Source organism: Streptomyces sp. BL1 (assembly GCF_057628045.1).
On sequence record NZ_JBXYWZ010000002.1, the window covers coordinates 6,229,996 to 6,246,337 of the forward strand.

At 71.8% G+C, this 16,342-nt stretch carries 13 protein-coding genes and 1 pseudogene; 6 read left to right on the top strand and 8 right to left on the bottom strand.

Annotated features, from left to right (window positions below; translation table 11 throughout):
- Positions 1-10: 10 nt before the first annotated feature.
- The 3 genes from AC3AGO_RS27365 to AC3AGO_RS27375 form a co-directional block, all read right to left on the bottom strand.
- Complete coding sequence (locus AC3AGO_RS27365; protein ID WP_487822896.1) at positions 11-772, bottom strand: GntR family transcriptional regulator; 762 nt, start codon at positions 770-772, stop codon at positions 11-13.
- A 59-nt stretch (positions 773-831) separates the two neighbouring features.
- On the bottom strand, positions 832-2,169 hold the full coding sequence (gene hmgA, locus AC3AGO_RS27370) for a homogentisate 1,2-dioxygenase (RefSeq protein WP_487822897.1): 1,338 nt from the start codon (positions 2,167-2,169) through the stop codon (positions 832-834).
- A gap of 220 nt (positions 2,170-2,389) precedes the next feature.
- Entirely contained in the window at positions 2,390-3,889 is a 1,500-nt protein-coding gene (locus tag AC3AGO_RS27375; protein WP_487822898.1) for an NsdA family TPR-like regulatory protein, read from the bottom strand.
- Positions 3,890-4,043: 154 nt separating this feature from the next.
- Between AC3AGO_RS27375 and AC3AGO_RS27380 the strand changes: the two genes are divergently transcribed.
- The 4 genes from AC3AGO_RS27380 (at position 4,044) to AC3AGO_RS27395 (ending at position 8,622) form a co-directional block, all read left to right on the top strand.
- Entirely contained in the window at positions 4,044-4,190 is a 147-nt protein-coding gene (locus AC3AGO_RS27380) for a hypothetical protein (RefSeq protein ID WP_487822899.1), read from the top strand.
- 337 nt (positions 4,191-4,527) lie between these two features.
- A complete protein-coding gene (locus AC3AGO_RS27385; RefSeq protein ID WP_487822900.1) occupies positions 4,528-5,952 on the top strand; it encodes a CitMHS family transporter in 1,425 nt (474 codons plus the stop codon).
- A gap of 112 nt (positions 5,953-6,064) precedes the next feature.
- Positions 6,065-7,291, top strand: a complete 1,227-nt coding sequence (locus tag AC3AGO_RS27390; protein WP_487822901.1) for an MFS transporter — start codon at positions 6,065-6,067, stop codon at positions 7,289-7,291.
- Positions 7,292-7,539: 248 nt separating this feature from the next.
- Complete coding sequence (locus AC3AGO_RS27395; protein ID WP_487822902.1) at positions 7,540-8,622, top strand: Zn-dependent alcohol dehydrogenase; 1,083 nt, start codon at positions 7,540-7,542, stop codon at positions 8,620-8,622.
- A 28-nt stretch (positions 8,623-8,650) separates the two neighbouring features.
- On the opposite strand, the gene AC3AGO_RS27400 is transcribed toward AC3AGO_RS27395, so the two are convergent.
- Entirely contained in the window at positions 8,651-9,286 is a 636-nt protein-coding gene (locus AC3AGO_RS27400) for a TetR/AcrR family transcriptional regulator (RefSeq protein WP_487822903.1), read from the bottom strand.
- A gap of 103 nt (positions 9,287-9,389) precedes the next feature.
- Here AC3AGO_RS27400 and AC3AGO_RS27405 point away from each other — a divergent pair, with 103 nt between their 5' ends.
- Positions 9,390-10,052, top strand: a complete 663-nt coding sequence (locus AC3AGO_RS27405; protein WP_487822904.1) for a TetR/AcrR family transcriptional regulator — start codon at positions 9,390-9,392, stop codon at positions 10,050-10,052.
- A gap of 12 nt (positions 10,053-10,064) precedes the next feature.
- Here AC3AGO_RS27405 and AC3AGO_RS27410 read toward each other — a convergent pair whose 3' ends face one another.
- The 3 genes and pseudogenes from AC3AGO_RS27410 to AC3AGO_RS27420 all read right to left on the bottom strand — a co-directional run.
- Complete coding sequence (locus AC3AGO_RS27410; RefSeq protein ID WP_487822905.1) at positions 10,065-10,529, bottom strand: MaoC family dehydratase; 465 nt, start codon at positions 10,527-10,529, stop codon at positions 10,065-10,067.
- A gap of 156 nt (positions 10,530-10,685) precedes the next feature.
- Positions 10,686-12,134: an amidase gene (locus AC3AGO_RS27415; RefSeq protein WP_487824845.1), complete on the bottom strand. Its 1,449-nt coding sequence runs from the start codon at positions 12,132-12,134 to the stop codon at positions 10,686-10,688.
- 160 nt (positions 12,135-12,294) lie between these two features.
- Positions 12,295-12,714 (bottom strand): annotated as a pseudogene (locus AC3AGO_RS27420) (hypothetical protein); the annotation flags it as partial.
- Between the two features lie 374 nt (positions 12,715-13,088).
- Between AC3AGO_RS27420 and AC3AGO_RS27425 the strand changes: the two are divergent.
- Entirely contained in the window at positions 13,089-14,630 is a 1,542-nt protein-coding gene (locus tag AC3AGO_RS27425; protein WP_487822906.1) for a UxaA family hydrolase, read from the top strand.
- Between the two features lie 39 nt (positions 14,631-14,669).
- Here the strand turns inward: AC3AGO_RS27425 and AC3AGO_RS27430 are convergent, their stop codons facing one another.
- Complete coding sequence (locus AC3AGO_RS27430) at positions 14,670-16,208, bottom strand: AMP-binding protein (RefSeq protein WP_487822907.1); 1,539 nt, start codon at positions 16,206-16,208, stop codon at positions 14,670-14,672.
- Between the last annotated feature and the right edge of the window lie 134 nt (positions 16,209-16,342).

A 16,342-nucleotide genomic window follows, 5' to 3' on the forward strand; every position in this document is an offset into this window, starting at 1 on the left:
CGAGCTCGGTTCAGGGCGCATCCACGGTGACCGAGAAGGAGAACCGGTCGCCGCGGTAGTGGATGCGCACCACGTCCACCACGCGCGCATGTTCGTCCCAGGTGACGCCCGTGTAGTGCAGTATCGGGCTGAGCAGCGGGACGTGGAGGAGTCCTGCCGTCTCCGGGTCGGCCAGCCTGGCCTCCACCGAGTCCGTGATCCGGCTGATCCGCACGCCGGCCGCGTCCCGCAGGACCTTCGTCATGGGCCAGCCGCGCTCCAGCAGCGCCGGGTCGACATGGCGGGCGATGTCCGGACGGACAAGGTTCTGGGCCCAGTTGGTGGGTTCGTCGGTGGTGGCGTCGTGCCGCAGCCTGCGGAAGCCGTGCACGGTGCCGTCCTCGTCCGGCTCCGGGAACCAGTGGGCCAGTTCGGCCGGTACGGGCACGGGGCCGTGCTCCAGCAGGACCGTACGGTCGCCGGTCTGCTGCGCGACGATCGCGTCGACGGAGCCCATGACGCGCACGTCGCGCTCGCGCCGCGCGTCCGGTTCGATGAAGGTGCCGCGCCGCCGGTGCCGGCTGATGAGTCCTTCCGCCTCCAGCTCCTTGAGCGCCTGACGCATGGTCAGCACGCTCACTCCGTAGTGCTCCGCGAGCTGTTCCTCCGTGGGCAGCCGCAGGGGCGCGCCGGGTGGCCGGCCGAGGACGGAGGCGCGCAGGGACTGCGAAACCTGGTACCAGAGCGGGAGTTTGCGGTTCAGCTCCAGCGAGTCGGGAGCGAAGACGGTCACGGCAGCCCTTCCCTCTCTCTGCGCGGCCGGCCTGCCCGGCCGGCCGCCGGCGCGTGTGCTCAGCGCCCGAAGTGGCGTTGCAGACCCTGCCATACGTCGTCGTAGCCCTGCTGCAGGTGGGCGGCCTCCAGGGACTGTGCGGTGGGCAGCACCGGCCAGCGCGTCTCGAACATGAACGCCAGCCCGTCGTCGACTTTCTGCGGGACCAGTTCGGCCTCGCTCGCCCTGTCGAACGTGGTCCTGTCCGGGCCGTGCGCGGACATCATGTTGTGCAGGGAGCCGCCGCCCGGCACGAAGCCCTCGGCCTTCGCGTCGTACGCGCCCTCGATGAGGCCCATGTACTCGCTCATGACGTTCCGGTGGAAGTACGGCGGCCGGAACGTGTCCTCGCCCACCAGCCAGCGCGGCGCGAACACGACGAAGTCCACACCGGCCAGCCCCGGGGTGTCCGAGGGCGAGGTCAGCACGGTGAACAGGGACGGGTCGGGGTGGTCGTAGCTGATGCTGCCCAGCACGTTGAAGCGGCGCAGGTCGTACACGTACGGGACGTGGTTGCCGTGCCAGGCGACGACGTCGAGGGGCGAGTGGTCGTAGCGGGCCGTCCAGAGGTTGCCGCAGTACTTGTTGACCACCTCGACAGGGCGGTCGACGTCCTCGTCGGTGGCGGCCGTGGGGGCGAGGAAGTCCCGTGGGTTCGCGAGCCCGTTGGCGCCGATGGGGCCCAGTTCGGGCAGCGCGAAGGGCTGTCCGTAGTTCTCGCAGACGTACCCGCGCGCGGGGCCGTCGGTCAGCTCGACGCGGAAGCGCACGCCGCGCGGGATCAGCGCGATGTGCCCCGGTTCGGCGTGCAGCAGGCCGAACTCGGTGCGCAGCAGCAGTCCGCCGCGCTCGGGCACGATCAGCAGCTCGCCGTCCGCGTCGCTGAACACCCGGTCCGTCATGGGGGAGTCGGCGGCGTACAGATGGACGGCCATGCCGGTGCGCTGTGCGGCGTCCCCGTTGCCGCCGAGCGTCCACAGTCCGGCCAGGAAGTCGGTGCCGGGCTCCGGGTCCGGCAGCGGGCCCCAGCGCAGCCGGTTCGGATCGGGCACCGCCTCGGTGAACGGGGCGGTGCGCAGCGTGCCGTTGTCCGCACGGACGAAGCGCGGGTGCGCGGCCGACGGGCGCACCCGGTACAGCCAGGAGCGGCGGTTGTGCGCGCGCGGCTCGGTGAACGCGCTGCCGCTCAACTGCTCGGCGTACAGGCCCAGCGGGGCGCGCTGCGGGGAGTTGCGGCCGAGCGGCAGGGCGCCCGGGACGGACTCGCTGCTGTGCTGGTTGCCGAAGCCGGAGAGGCAGGTCAGGCCCTCCGCTGTCTTGCGTGCCTGCTCGCCGGTGTGGTCCGTGCCCAGACTCATCGCGTGCTCCCGCCGTATGGATTCCTCTGCAAGACCATAGGAATCAGGGGTGACGGCGTCAATGAGGCCCGGCCGTGCGGGAGTCGGCGCGCACTCCGGCGTGCGGCCCCGCGGGGTGCGCAGGTTCGGAGGGGAACGCGGCCGGAGGAGAACGCGGCCGGAGGAGAGCGCGGCCGGGGAAGAACGCGGCCGGGGGAGAGCGCGTCCGGGTGCGGACGAGTCAGAGGGTGTGCCGGCGGGCGCGTTCCAGCAGCAGCGCTGCCGCACGGTGGGTGCGGTACGGGCGCAGCGCGCGGCGCGCCTCGTACAGCTCCCGCCGGGCCTCGCCGGAGCTCAGCCTGTCGTGGTGGTCGAGGAAGCCGTGCCACGCGTGGCAGGCCTCGTCCAGCCGTCCCTGGCGCAGCAGCACCCGGCCGAGCCGCGCCTCGGACAGGGCGCGGCCGCGTACGTCGGAGGGCGCGCGCAGCGAACGGGAGCGCTCCAGGGCGGAGGCCGCGCCGGGCATGTCGCCCAGCGCCTCCAGCACGAGGGAGCGCTGGAAGGAGAGTGCGGCGGCCGGATACGTGTCGAAGGGGCCGTCGGCGGTATGTCGTACGGCAGCCGTGCCGGTCTCCGCGGAGGGCTCCTGCTGCTCCGCGTGCGACGACTCCTGCGTGGCCGACTGCTGTACGTGCGAGGCCGGTTGCTTGTCCGGCGCGGGCGGCGCGTCCGGGGTGTCCGGTACGTGTGGCTCGTGGGGCGCCTGTCCGGCCGCGCTCTCCGCTGCCGCCAGCGTGGCCCGGGCCGCGTGGCCGTCACCGGCCTCGGCCTGTACGACGGCCAGTTGGGCGTGGACGAAGGCGCGGCGTGCGGGGGCCGACGAGGTGACCGCTTCTGCCGCCGCCTCGGCGAGCCGCAGCGCGTCCGCGGTGTGCCCGAGACGGCGCGCCTGTGAGCTCATCATGCGCAGCACCGTCGCCCAGGCGTCCTGGTCACCGGCCTCGCCGGCCAACTGGTGCGCGTACGTGAAGTAGTGCTGTGCGACGCCCTGCTGGAGGCCGTCCGCGTACATCCTGCCCAGCAGCATGCAGAGCCGGCTGGAGGTGACGAGGATCTGCGAGCGCTCGCCGGACGCCATCGGGGTGCGCAGCAGCGGGGCGACGTCGTCGGCCAGATAGGCGGCCAGCGCCGTACGGGCGTGCAGGCCGCCGTGCGCGTCGATGGCCGTGGCGAAGAAGCGCACCGCGTCGTCCAGTGCCGCGACGCGCGGCGAGGGGAAGGTCCGTTCCGCCGGGTCCTCGCGGCGGCCCGGCGGGACGGGCGGCCTGGGAACCGGCCGCGGGGGCACCTGCGCGTCCGCTGCCCGGTACGGCCGCCGTTGCAGCGGCGGCCTGCCGGAGGTGCCGGTGGCCGCCCGGTGCAGCGCGGCGATGCCTTCCAGCGGGTCGGTGCCCGGCGCCTCGGGCCGGTCCGTCGCGGGGTCCGAACGGAAGCCCGCCTCCTGCGGGGTGACGGTGCGTCCCATCCTGCGGGAGAGCGCCTCGGCGACGAGCTGCGGGACGGGGCCGCGCGGCTCGGTGCCGGTGAGCCAGTGCGCGACGGCGGAGCGGTCGTACCGCAGATCGTCACCGATCTCACCGCCGAGCGCGTTCACGGCACGTGCCAGCCCCTCCTGTGTCCACCCGGCGTCGCGCAGCAGAGCACGCAGCCGGTCATTGGGTTCGCGCTCGTTGATGTCCATGGTGATGTTGTTCCCCCGGTGCGTGGGGACACGGGAGGGCGCATGGGCGCACGCGCCGGAGTGCGTGTGCCCCGCCGTCACCCGAAAGAAGGTGCGCCGTCCGTTCAGCCGCTCCCGAGTGGCCCGGCCCCCGGCGGCTGCGGACGGTCGAACCATGAATGATCCCTTCCTCCAGGCCGAGATCTCCACGCACCACAACTCCCCGCCCGCACACCGCCGTCGCTCTCCGCGGCTCGTCCGTCTCCTGTGGCGTCTGCTGCCGCTGCCCGAGGCGCGCGACCGCCGCCCGCGCCAGGACTGACGTCCGCGCCGGGCCGCGGGGAACGCCGCCCACCGTCCGCCACCACGGGTCCGCCCCTGGTGGCGGACGTATGTGCGGATCCACGCCGCGGGCGGCAGGATCAACGGCTGCCCCCGGGACGGGTCCTGATCGCCCGGTGAAGTGGCCCGGCCGCGTGCGGTGTTGTGCGACGTGCTCGCGCCGCAAATCCGTCCCACCCCTTGAGAGGATCAAGAGAAAGCCTCTGAACTGGGGTTTTGCTCGTATTGTTCACGGCGTCAAGCCTTGTGGACGTGTTTTCGCGCCGCCTACGGTCGTCCAGCCGCAGTAGGAGTTCAAGGGCGAACGTGAGGTTTCGATGCTGACAATTCTCGGCTTCGTCATGATTGCGACATTCCTCGCATTGATCATGTCGAAGAAGATGTCGCCACTGGCGGCCCTGGTGCTCATCCCGGCGGTCTTCTGTGTGATCGCGGGGAAGGGCGCGCACCTGGGGGACTACATCCTCTCGGGCATCGGTGACCTCGCGCCCACCGCCGCGATGCTGATGTTCGCCATCATCTACTTCGGGGTGATGATCGACGTCGGGCTGTTCGACCCGATCGTCCGGGGCATTCTCAAATTCTGTAAAGCGGACCCGATGCGGGTGGTCGTCGGTACGGCCGTGCTCGCCGCGATCGTCTCGCTCGACGGCGACGGCTCGACCACGTTCATGATCACCGTCTCGGCCATGCTGCCGCTCTACCGCCGGCTCAAGATGAGCGTCCTGGTGCTGACCGGCGTCGCCGCGACGGCCAACGGCGTCATGAACACCGTGCCCTGGGGCGGTCCGACGGCGCGTGCCGCGACCGCGCTGAAGCTCGACGCGGGCGACATCTTCATCCCGATGATCCCCGCGCTCCTGGTCGGTCTCCTCGCCGTGATCGGTCTCGCCTGGATCCTCGGCCTGCGCGAACGGCGCCGGGTCGGCGTCCTCACCCTGCACGACGAGACCGTCCACGACGAGAACGCCGAACAGCCCGAGGAGGAGAAGGTCCTCGTCGGCGCGGGCGCCGGAAACGGCAAGGCGGGCGACCGGAAGTCCGGCCCGGCCGGCGGCGCTACCGGCGGCGGCGACACGGCCGACGACGATGACGACAAGCTGGTGGGCCTCGCCCCGGACCGCGCCACACTGCGGCCCAAGCTGTACTGGTTCAACGCGCTGCTGACCGTGACGCTGCTCGTCCTGCTGATCGCCCAGCTCATGCCGATCGAGGTGCTGTTCATGATCAGCGCCGCCATCGCGCTGACCGTCAACTTCCCGCAGATCAAGGCGCAGAAGGAACGGATCGCCGCACACGCCGACAACGTCCTCAACGTCGTCGGGATGGTCTTCGCCGCGGCCGTCTTCACCGGTGTGCTCACCGAGAGCGGCATGGTCGAGCAGATGGCCCGCTCGCTGGTCAACGCCCTGCCGGACGGCCTGGGCCCGTACATGACCGTGGTCACCGGCATTCTGAGCATCCCGTTCACGTACTTCATGTCCAACGACGGCTTCTACTTCGGCATCGTGCCGATCCTCGCGGAGGCCGGTGCCGCACACGGTGTCAGCCCCGTCGAGATCGCCCGGGCCTCGCTCGTCGGACAGCCGCTGCACATGTCCAGCCCGCTGGTCCCCGCCGTCTACGTGCTGATCGGCATGGCCAAGGTGGAGTTCGGCGACCACACCAAGTTCACCGTCAAATGGGCCACGCTCACCTCCCTCGTGGTGCTCGGCGCGGGCCTGCTCTTCGGGATCCTGTGACCGCGCTTCCCCGGGGGACTTGCCCCCGGGGAAGCGCCGGGGGAACCCCGGGCCCCCGGCAGAACAGGCGGGCCGGCGTGGTGAACTGGCCTTCCCCCACAAGGAGAATCAAGTGAACGTGCCCGCGCCGTCGCGCGGTTGGCTGCTGCGCCTGGTCCTCGCCTTCGCGTTCGCGCAGGGCGCCGTGTCCATGGCGCGGCCCGCCGTCTCGTACCACGCGCTGGCGCTCGGCGCCGACGCCCGCGCGGTGGGTGTCGTCACCGCGGTCTACGCGCTGCTGCCCCTGGCCGTCGCCGTCCCCCTCGGGCGGCGCACGGACCGGGGGCGCTGTGGTCCGCTGCTGCCCATTGGTGTCGCCCTGATCGCCGCCGGCTGCGCACTGTCCGGCACGGCGCACTCCCTGGTCTGGCTGGCCGTATGGAGCGCGGTGATGGGGCTCGGGCACCTGTCCTTCGTCATCGGCGCCCAGTCGCTCGTCGCACGGCAGAGCGCCGACGGCGAACACGACCGGAACTTCGGCCACTTCACCATCGGCGCCTCCCTCGGCCAGCTCATCGGCCCGCTGCTGGCGGGCTGGCTGGTCGGCGGAGAGGGCGGCGCGGCAGGCGGGGCCGGAGCCGTCGCGGGCAGCGAACAGGGCAGCGCCTTCGCCCTGTTCGGCTCCGGAGTGCTGGCCCTGTGCGCCTACGCGTCCCTGTGGCGCATCGAGGACACGGCGGCCCTCGCACGGAGCGCGGAAGCGGCAGTCGGCGAGGGCGGCCCGGTCGCCGTGGGGCAGATACTGCGCGCGAAGGGCGTACCGTCCGGCATCTTCACCAGCCTGGCCGTCCTGTCGGCCACCGACGTCCTGACGGCCTATCTGCCCGTCGTCGGCGAGGAACGGCACATCGCCCCCGCTGTCGTCGGAGTGCTGCTCAGTCTGCGGGCCGGCGCCTCCGTGCTGTCCCGGCTCATCCTGCCGCCCATGGCGAAGTGGCTGGGCCGCCAAGTGCTGCTCGTCGTCAGCTGTCTGGCCGCCGGAGCGCTGTGCGTCCTGCTGGCTGTCCCGGTTCCCGTGTGGGCGCTGGGAGTTGCTCTGCTGCTGCTCGGTTTCTGCCTCGGTGTCGGACAGCCGCTCACCATGACCACCGTCGTACAGGCCGCACCCGACGGTGCCCGGTCCACCGCGCTGGCGCTGCGGCTGACCGGCAACCGGCTCGGACAGGTGGCGGCCCCCGCGGGCGCGGGTCTCGCGGCGGGCGTGGCCGGCGCGGCGGCACCCTTCGTGCTGCTCGGCGCGCTGCTGCTGGGCGCCTCCGGCGCGGCGGCCCGCGCCGGAACGGGCCCCGGGGACACGTGAGTCGGGACGCCGGACGTGATCCACGGCACTGGTACGCGTACTGACACCTCAAACTAGCGGCGCTAGTTTGGAGTGCGTGCAGGTACACGGCCGTACGGACGCCGGGGGTACGTGTCCCGGTGCCGAGTCGCCGCATCCGTAAGGGCGTTGCCGCACCCAGACCGCCCTGTCCCGGCCCTCCTGTTCACGGAACCGGAACCGGGACCCGCCCCGGCCCCCGGGCCGGCCCGCACCTCACGGAGCCCCACATGGTCCGCGCCGCCGTACTGCCCGCCGTCGGAGCACCTCTCGAACTCGCCGAGATCGACCTGCCCGAGCCGGGCCCCGGCCAGGTGCGCGTACGCCTGGCCGCCGCCGGTGTCTGCCACTCCGACCTGTCGCTCTCCAACGGCACGCTCAAGCAGCCCGTTCCGGCGGTGCTCGGCCACGAGGGCGCCGGGACCGTCGTCTCCGTCGGCGAGGGCGTCGACGCGGTGGCCCCGGGTGATCCTGTCGTCCTCAACTGGGCGCCGTCCTGCGGCGAGTGCCACTTCTGCGCCCGGCTGTCCGAGCCCTGGCTGTGCGTCAACGCCAACGCCGCGACCACCGTCCCGTACGCCCGCGACGCCGCCGGTGCCGACCTGTACCCCGGGCTGTCCACCGCCGCGTTCGCCGAGGAGACCGTCGTCCCCGCGCACGCCGTGCTGCCGCTGCCGGACGGTGTGCCGCTCACCGACGCGGCGCTGCTGGGCTGCGCGATGCTGACCGGTTACGGCGCCGTGCACCACAGCGCGCGCGTGCGCGCGGGGGAGACGGTGGCCGTGTTCGGTGTCGGAGGCGTCGGGCTGGCGACCCTGCAGGCCGCCCGGATCGCGGGCGCCGAGAAGATCGTCGCGGTCGACGTGTCCGCGGAGAAGGAGAAGCTGGCCCGCGCGGCGGGCGCCACCGACTACGTGCTCGCCTCCGACACGACGGCCAAGGAGATCCGCAAGCTGACCGGCGGGCTCGGCACGGACGTCGCCATCGAGTGCGTGGGCCGCGGCGACACCATCCACACGGCCTGGAACTCCACGCGGCGCGGCGGCCGTACGACCGTCGTCGGCATCGGCGGCAAGGAGCAGCAGGTCACGCTGAACGCCCTGGAGATCTTCTACTTCGCGCGCACCCTGACGGGCTGCGTGTACGGCAACTCCGACCCGGCGCGGGACGTCCCCGTACTGGCCGAGCACGTACGCGCCGGCGAACTGGACCTGGGCGCCCTGGTGACGGAGCGGATCGGGCTGGACGGGATCCCGGCGGCGTTCGACGCGATGACGGCGGGCCGCGGGGGACGCGCGCTGATCGTCTTCTGACGGCCCCGGCACGCCGGGCCGAAGGACGTCAGCGGTCGAGGCGGTCCGCATAGCGGGCCGCCAGCCCGTCCACCAGGGCGTGCAGCCCCGTCTCGAACGCGCCCTCGTCCACCTGACGCTGACGGTCCGCCAGCAGATGCGCCTCGTCCAGGTGCGGATAGGCGGAGCCGTACACGGCCGCGTCGTCGATGAAGCCGCCGGCGAACGAGCCGAGCGCCGAACCCGCCACGAAGTACCGCATGAGCGCGCCGATATGGGTGGCGTGCGCCTTCGGCCAGCCGGCGGCCGTCATCGCGCCGAACACGGCGTCGGCCATGCGCAGCTGGCTGGGCCGCCGCCCCGGGCCCTGTGCGAGATGGGGCACGATGTGCGGGTGTGCCCGGAGCGCGGCGCGGTAGGAGCGGCCCCACGCCAGCAGGGCCTCCCGCCAGTCGGTACCGTCCTCGAACATCGACAGATCGACCTGCGAGCTCACCTCGTCGGCGACCGCGTCGAGCAGTTCGTCCTTGGTGCGGAAGTGGTTGTAGAGGGAGGGGCCGCTCACGCCGAGTTCGGCGGCGAGCCTGCGGGTGGACAGCGCCTGCAGCCCCTCGGCGTCCACCAGCGCCAGCGCACAGCGCACTATCCGTTCGCGGCTGAGCAGGGGCTTCCTCGGGCGGGCCATGCGCCACATCGTAGGACGCCGGACACTGAGCGGGCAGCGCTAAGCAGTCGCTCAGGACGCGATGTATGGTGTTCGCCCGGTCGACGGGAAGGGCGGGCGAGAGATGGCAGCTGACACGGAGCCCCGTGCGGAAGGCGGAGCCGGTACGGCGCAGGCCGACGACTCGTTCGCGGGGGTCACGCCGGACGCCGCCCGGCGGCTGCTGCTCGGCGCGGTCGAGGCGTTCGCGGAGCGCGGCTTCCACGCCACGACGACCCGGGACATCGCGGGCCGCGCCGGCATGAGCCCGGCGGCGCTGTACATCCACTACAAGACCAAGGAAGAGCTGCTCTTCCAGATCAGCCGGGTCGGCCACGAGCGCTCGGTCGGCATCCTGAGCGAGGCGGCCGGCGGCGAGGGAACGGCCACAGTCCGGCTCACCGCCGCGGTGCGTTCCTTCGTGCGCTGGCACGCCGAACACCACACGACGGCGCGGGTCGTGCAGTACGAACTGACGGCGCTCAACGAGGAGCACTACGCGCAGATCGTCACCCTCCGGCGGCGCAGCGAGGAGATCCTGCGCGGCATCCTCGAAGAGGGGGACGCCGCGGGGGAGTTCGCGATCCCGGACATCCGGGGCACGTCGCTCGCGGTGATGTCGCTGTGCATCGACGTCGCCCGCTGGTTCAGCCCGCGGGGACAGCGCACACCGGACGAGATCGGCGCACTGTACGCCGATCTCGTCCTGCGCATGGTGGGCGCGGCGGCGGCCGGACCTACGGACTAGCCGCAGCGGGGCTCACCAGAAGTAGCGGCTCACCGACTCCGCGACGCACACCGGCTTGTCGCCGCCCTCGCGTTCGATGGTCACCTTCGCGGTGACCTGTACGGCGCCGCCGCCGACGTCCGAGACGTCCTGCAGCTCGGCGCGTGCCCGTACCCGCGAGCCGACCGGCACGGGGGAGGGGAAACGCACCTTGTTGGTGCCGTAGTTGACGCCCATCTTGACGCCCTCGACGCGCATGACCTGCGGCACGAGCGAGGGCAGCAGAGAGAGCGTCAGGTAGCCGTGCGCGATGGTCGTGCCGAACGGGCCGCTCTCGGCGCGCTCCGGATCGACATGGATCCACTGGTGGTCGCCTGTCGCGTCCGCGAACAGGTCGATGCGCTTCTGGTCGATCTCCAGCCAGTCGCTGACGCCCAACTCCTCGCCGACCGCCGCCGACAGTTCGTCCGTCGAGGTGAAGACCCGGGGCTCCGCCATCCGTACAACCTCCCGCGTGTGCGAAATACTAAGCGGTTGGTCAGCATTGTCGCGGAGCCCCGCCGGTGTCAACGCCCGTGCCGCGTCGGCCCCGTCACGTCTGCCGCGTCGGCCCCGTCACGTCGCACCGTTCCGCACCGGTCGGCGGGCCGGCGGTCACCACATGGACGGCTTGCGCGCGCTCCACGGGCGGGCCGCCTCCAGTTGCGCGGACAGCGCGATGAGCGGGGCATCCTCGCCGTACCGTCCCGCGAGCATCACGCCGACCGGCAGCCCGCCCTCCGTCCAGTGCAGCGGCAGCGACACGGCAGGCTGGCCCGTGGAGTTGTAGAGCGCGGTGAACGGGGTGAAGTGCGACAGCCCGGCGAACTCCGCCTGCGGGTCGCCGGGGTGGCGCAGTCCGCCCACCGGCGCGGGCAGCTGGGCGAGGGTCGGGGAGAGGATCATGTCGTAGCCGGTGCCCGGTGCCATCAGCGCGTCGGCGATGAGCTGTGCGGTGGCGCGCAGCGCGTACAGCGACTGGGCGAACTCCGGCCCCGGGACGTCCTTTCCGCGCTCCCGCAGATAGCGGCTCAGCGGCATCAGCAGTTCCTCACCGCCTTCCGGCACCGGCCGCATGGCGGCCATCACCGACCACACCTTCGTGAAGGCGCCCAGCAACTGGTCGTTCGCCGGGAGTTCGAGGTCCTCCACTTCGTGTCCCAGCCCGCGCAGCAGTTCCGCGGTCTCCAGGGACGCCGCCTCGCACTCGGGGTGCACTTCGACACCCGGTACGGCGGACCGGGTCAGCCGCGCGATACGCAGCCGTGCCGGGGCGCGCTCCGCATCCGCGTACGCCCGGAAGGTCTCGCCCTCGGGCAGCGACGGGGCGCCGTACGGGTCGCCGGGCATCTGGCGGGCCAGTACGTCCAGCAGGGTGGCCGTGTCCAGCACCGTGCGGCCCAGCGGTCCCGATGTGGACAGGCCGGTCACGTCGTGCAGGACGGGGCCCGAACTCACCCGGCCGCGGCTGGGCTTGATGCCGTACAGGCCGCAGACCGACGCGGGGATGCGGATCGAACCGCCGCCGTCGCTGGCCTGCGCCACGGGGGCGAGGCCGGCCGCGACGGCGGCGGCCGCTCCGCCGCTCGACCCTCCCGCCGAGCGGTCCGTGTCCCAGGGGGTGCGCGCGGGCGGGGCGACCTCGTTCTCGGTGTAACAGGGGAGGCCGAACTCGGGGGTGTTGGTCTTGCCCGGCATGGGACTGCCGCCGTCGCGGAGCAGCCGGACGATGTGGTCGTCGGTCTCGGGCACGTAGTCGGCGAAGGCCGCGGAGCCGAAGGTGCAGCGCACTCCCGCCACGTGGTTGAGGTCCTTCACGGGCACGGGAACGCCGTGCAGCGGCGGCAGTTCCCGGCCCTCGTGGCGCGCGGCGAGCGCCTCGTTCTCGGCCTCCGCCGCCTGCTTGCGGGCGAGTTCGGGTGTCACGGTGATGAACGCGCCCACTTGTGCGTCCAGCCGTTCGATGCGGTCCAGATAGTGCGCGGTCAGCTCGACGGGCGAGACTGTGCCCGCCCGTACCGCCTCCGCCTGCTCGGTCGCTGTCAGATCGTGCAGCTGGGCCATCGCCGTCAGTTCCCTCACGCTCACGCCGCACGCGTCCGATGTGACGCATGGGCTGGGCCGGTCGGTCGTACGGCGAATCCTCGCACCGGTCTCAGGGGGTGACCACGGTCTTGGCGTTCGCGCCGAACCGTGCCCCCTTCCGCAGCGCGAGACTTGAGTGGGCGTCCATCGCGGCGATCATGCGGCGGAGCACATCGGCCAGCCGCGGGGTCGGCGGAGCCGAGGGGTCACAGGGCAGCAGGGCTCGTCCGCCCCAGGTCAGACGGTGCCATTCGTCGAGTTCCGTCGGCTGTCTGATCCCGTCCCGCTTCTCCCGCCTGCGCCGGGTCCTGACCTCCGCCTCGTAGGCGAGCCAGACTGTGCGGGCCTCCTCCAGTTCGTCCAACGCCGTGACCAGCAGCACCGGATCGGGCTCCCTGTCGTCGGGGTCGATGCCGACGCCCGCGCACAGGTGGTGCCATGTCGCGCGGTGCCCGTACGGTGCGAAGCGTTCAAGACACTTGCGGAGCGCCTGACGGCGCTGGGACGCGTCCCGGCCCGGGTCGCGGACCTGCTGTGCGAGGGCTCTGAATCCGGCCAATCATCCCACCTCCGACGGAGAGGACCGACTCGTCGGGGATGTGACGTACGGGCTGCCGCATCGGATCCCGCCGAGCCATGATCTCTTTCGCGTGCGCGCCATTGCGCAAAGCCGCTCGGAACGGGCGGAGTACCCCCATATCGCGGCTCTACCCCTGAGGACGAAGGAGCGTCCGCCAGAATTCCCGCCGCGTGTAAGGCGGATGTAACGACGCTCATCCGGCAGCCCCGCAGGGCCTGTTGACATGATCACAGCCCGGACCTACGTTGAGCCGGAATTTCGCACCAGGTTCGGCATTTCGGACGCCCAGTCGCCCCGGAAGTCCGGTCATTTCGGACGCCCAGCCCCATCGGACGCTCAGCCGTGAGGTCTCCATGACGCAGCCGCACACCGTACCGGTCATCCGACTCCAGCCCTCCGACGACGTCGCCATCGCCACCACCGACATCGCACCCGGCAGCACGGCGGACCCGGGAGCCGGCGGACCGGTCGTACGGGACGCCGTCCCCCGCGGCCACAAGGTCGCACTGCGCGCGATCCGGGAAGGCGAACCGGTGCTGCGCTACGGGCAGATCATCGGATTCGCGGACCGTCCCATCGCCCCCGGGGAACACGTCCATCTGCACAATCTCGGCTACCGCGAATTCGAGAGGGAGTACAGCTTCGCCGCCGACGCGCGGACGGAACCCGTGCTCCCGGAGGCCGAACAGGCCACGTTCCAGGGCTATCTGCGCTCCGACGGCAAGGTCGGCACCCGCAACTATCTGGGCGTCCTCACCAGCGTCAACTGTTCGGCGACAGCGGCGAAACAGATCGCCGCGAAGATGCGGTACTCCGGAATCCTGGACGACTACCCGCACGTCGACGGAGTCGTCGCCCTCACCCACGGACAGGGCTGCGGCATGGCACCCGACGGCGAGGGCATCGAGGTGCTGCGGCGCGTGATGCGCGGCTACCTCACCCATCCGAACTTCGGCGGCTTCGTCGTCCTCGGGCTCGGCTGCGAGGACAACCAGATCAAGGAACTCACGGAAGGCGTCGGCGTACGGCCCGGACTGCCCGTCTTCGCGAGCACCATCCAGGAGATCGGCGGTACGCGGAAGACCGTGGCGGCGGGCGTCGAACGGCTCACGGAGATGCTCCCCGAGGCGGACCGCGCCCGGCGTACGACGCTGCCCGCGAGCCGCATCGTGCTCGGCACCAACTGCGGCGGCTCCGACTCCTACTCGGGCCTCACCGCCAACCCGGCGCTCGGCAACGCCGTCGACCGGCTCGTGCACCAGGGCGGCACAGGTGTCGTCGGCGAGACCCCCGAGATCTACGGCACCGAGCACATGCTGGCGCGCCGCGCCGCCACCGAGAAGGTCGGCAGGAAACTGCTCGAACGCATCGACTGGTGGCGGGAGTACACCGCGAAGAACGGCGGCTCCATGGACAACAACCCGTCGCCCGGCAACAAGGCCGGCGGGCTGACCACCATCCTGGAGAAGTCCCTGGGAGCGGTGGCCAAGGGCGGCACCACGACCCTCGCCGACGTGGTCGACTACGCCGCGCCCGTGACCACACCGGGCTTCGTCTTCATGGACACCCCCGGCTACGACCCCGTGTCCGTGACCGGGATCGTCGCCGGGGGCGCCAACGTCGTCTGCTTCACCACGGGCCGCGGCTCGGCCTTCGGCTGCGCGCCGGTGCCCAGCCTCAAACTGGCCACCAACACACCGCTGTACGAGCACATGAGCGACGACATGGACATCAACGCCGGCGGCATCGCGGACGGCACCACGACGGTCGAGGACCTCGGTGCGGAGATCCTCGACCGGGTGCTGGCGGTGGCGTCGGGCGAGCCCACCAAGAGCGAGTCGATGGAGTACGGGGAGGAGGAGTTCGTCCCCTGGCACATCGGCACGGTGATGTAGGGCACGCCCGTACGCCGGGCCGCGGCCGTCAGCCGGCCGTCAGCCCTCCGTGGTCGCCAGGCGGAGCTGCTTCTTGTCCGGCTTGCCCGCGTCGGTGAGCGGCAGCTCGTCCAGGAACGCGATGCGGGCCGGCCGGTACATGGCGCCGCGCTCCTCCAGCACCATGGCGCGGAGGTCCTCGGCGGTGGTGTCCGCGTCCGGCGCGAGCACCACCGCGGCGTGCACCTGCTCCATGTTGTCCTCGTCGCGGACGCCGAAGACGGCGCTCTGCAGCACCTGCGGATGGGAGTTGAGGACGTCCTCGAGCTCGGTCGTGTACACGTGACCGCCCACCACGACGATCATGTCCTTGATGCGGTCGACGACCGTGAGGTAGCCCTCGTCGTCGAGGTGGCCGATGTCGCCGGTGTGCAGCCAGCCGTCCCGCAGCACCTCGGCGGTCAGCTCGGGCTGCTTCCAGTAGCCCTGCATGACGTGCGCGGAGCGCACGCATATCTCGCCGAGCTCGCCGTTCGGCACGGTGGAGCCGTCCTCGGCGCGGACCTCGACCTCGACGCCGTCCAGGATCTTGCCGGCGGAGCGCAGCAGTTCGGGACGCTCGGGGTCGTGGTCCTCGGCGGGCAGGATGCTGATGCCGCCCGACTCGTTCTGCCCGTACCCCTGGGCCAGTACGGGGCCGAGGCGGCGTACGGCGTCGGCGATCCGGGCGGGGGAGGACTGGCAGCCGCCGTAGATGACGCGGTGCAGGCTGGAGGTGTCGGTGGACGCCGAGTCCGGGTGGTCCATCAGCTGGTACAGCAGCGGCGGCAGCAGGAACATCAGCGTGATGCGCTCGCGCTCGATCGCCGCGAGCACCTCGGCCGGGTCGAAGTCGTCCAGCAGGACGACGGTGCCGCCGGACTCCAGCACGGTGTCGGCCATGTAGCCGGCCGCGTGCGCGAGGGTCGTGCAGACCAGCTGCCGCGGCGTCGTGTCGCCGTCGGCGCGGAACTGCCGGGCCTCGTACATGTCGTGCACGGCCTGGAAGGTGCTGACGATGCCCTTCGGGTGGCCGGTGGTGCCGCCGGTGTGCCGGATGGTGCACACGTCCTCGGGGCGTGCCGGGCTCTCGAACGGTTCGGCGGACTCCTGCGCCGCCAGCTCCAGCAGGTCCTCGCCCTGCTTCGCCGGGCCGAGCACGAGCACGTTGCCCACGGGTGCCGACTCGGTGATCTCCGCGGCGCGTTCGGCGGAGCGCGGGTCGACGACGAGCGCGGCGGTCTCCACGTCGCGGACGATGGCGGCCTGCACGTCGGCGGACAGCTTGTTGTAGAGGTGGTTGACGCGGCAGCCGAGGATGTTGGCCGCGTAGCGCGCGGCGACGGTCTCCGGCAGGTTCCCGCTCAGCAGCGTGACGGTCTGCCCCCGCTCGATGCCCTGTGCCCGCATGGCCCGCGCCATCCTGTACACGAGGTCGTGGAACTCGCCGGCGGTGACGCGGTGGCTGCCGTGCACCAGGACCTCCCGGTCGGGGATGTCCCGCAGTGCGCCGAGGTTCTTCTCGACATGACTGCTGAAGTGCGGTGCGGCGACGGGCATCTGTGTTCCTCCTGTGCCGGCGCGCGCGTCCTCGCACGCCGGCGGGGTGTTCATGAAAGTGGTCGAGTACGGGGTGGGCGGCACCGTGCCGGAGCACCCCGCAAAAAGGTTGCCTGAGCCAACCACCTACGAGA

Coding starts and splice junctions, on each gene's coding strand:
- AC3AGO_RS27375 (WP_487822898.1), bottom strand. CDS start 3,889: ATGGACATCAACGAGCGCGAACCCAATGACCGGCTGCGTGCTCTGCTG.
- AC3AGO_RS27380 (WP_487822899.1), top strand. CDS start 4,044: ATGAATGATCCCTTCCTCCAGGCCGAGATCTCCACGCACCACAACTCC.
- AC3AGO_RS27405 (WP_487822904.1), top strand. CDS start 9,390: ATGGCAGCTGACACGGAGCCCCGTGCGGAAGGCGGAGCCGGTACGGCG.
- AC3AGO_RS27430 (WP_487822907.1), bottom strand. CDS start 16,208: ATGCCCGTCGCCGCACCGCACTTCAGCAGTCATGTCGAGAAGAACCTC.
- AC3AGO_RS27385 (WP_487822900.1), top strand. CDS start 4,528: ATGCTGACAATTCTCGGCTTCGTCATGATTGCGACATTCCTCGCATTG.
- AC3AGO_RS27415 (WP_487824845.1), bottom strand. CDS start 12,134: ATGGCCCAGCTGCACGATCTGACAGCGACCGAGCAGGCGGAGGCGGTA.
- hmgA (WP_487822897.1), bottom strand. CDS start 2,169: ATGAGTCTGGGCACGGACCACACCGGCGAGCAGGCACGCAAGACAGCG.
- AC3AGO_RS27425 (WP_487822906.1), top strand. CDS start 13,089: ATGACGCAGCCGCACACCGTACCGGTCATCCGACTCCAGCCCTCCGAC.
- AC3AGO_RS27400 (WP_487822903.1), bottom strand. CDS start 9,286: ATGGCCCGCCCGAGGAAGCCCCTGCTCAGCCGCGAACGGATAGTGCGC.
- AC3AGO_RS27410 (WP_487822905.1), bottom strand. CDS start 10,529: ATGGCGGAGCCCCGGGTCTTCACCTCGACGGACGAACTGTCGGCGGCG.
- AC3AGO_RS27395 (WP_487822902.1), top strand. CDS start 7,540: ATGGTCCGCGCCGCCGTACTGCCCGCCGTCGGAGCACCTCTCGAACTC.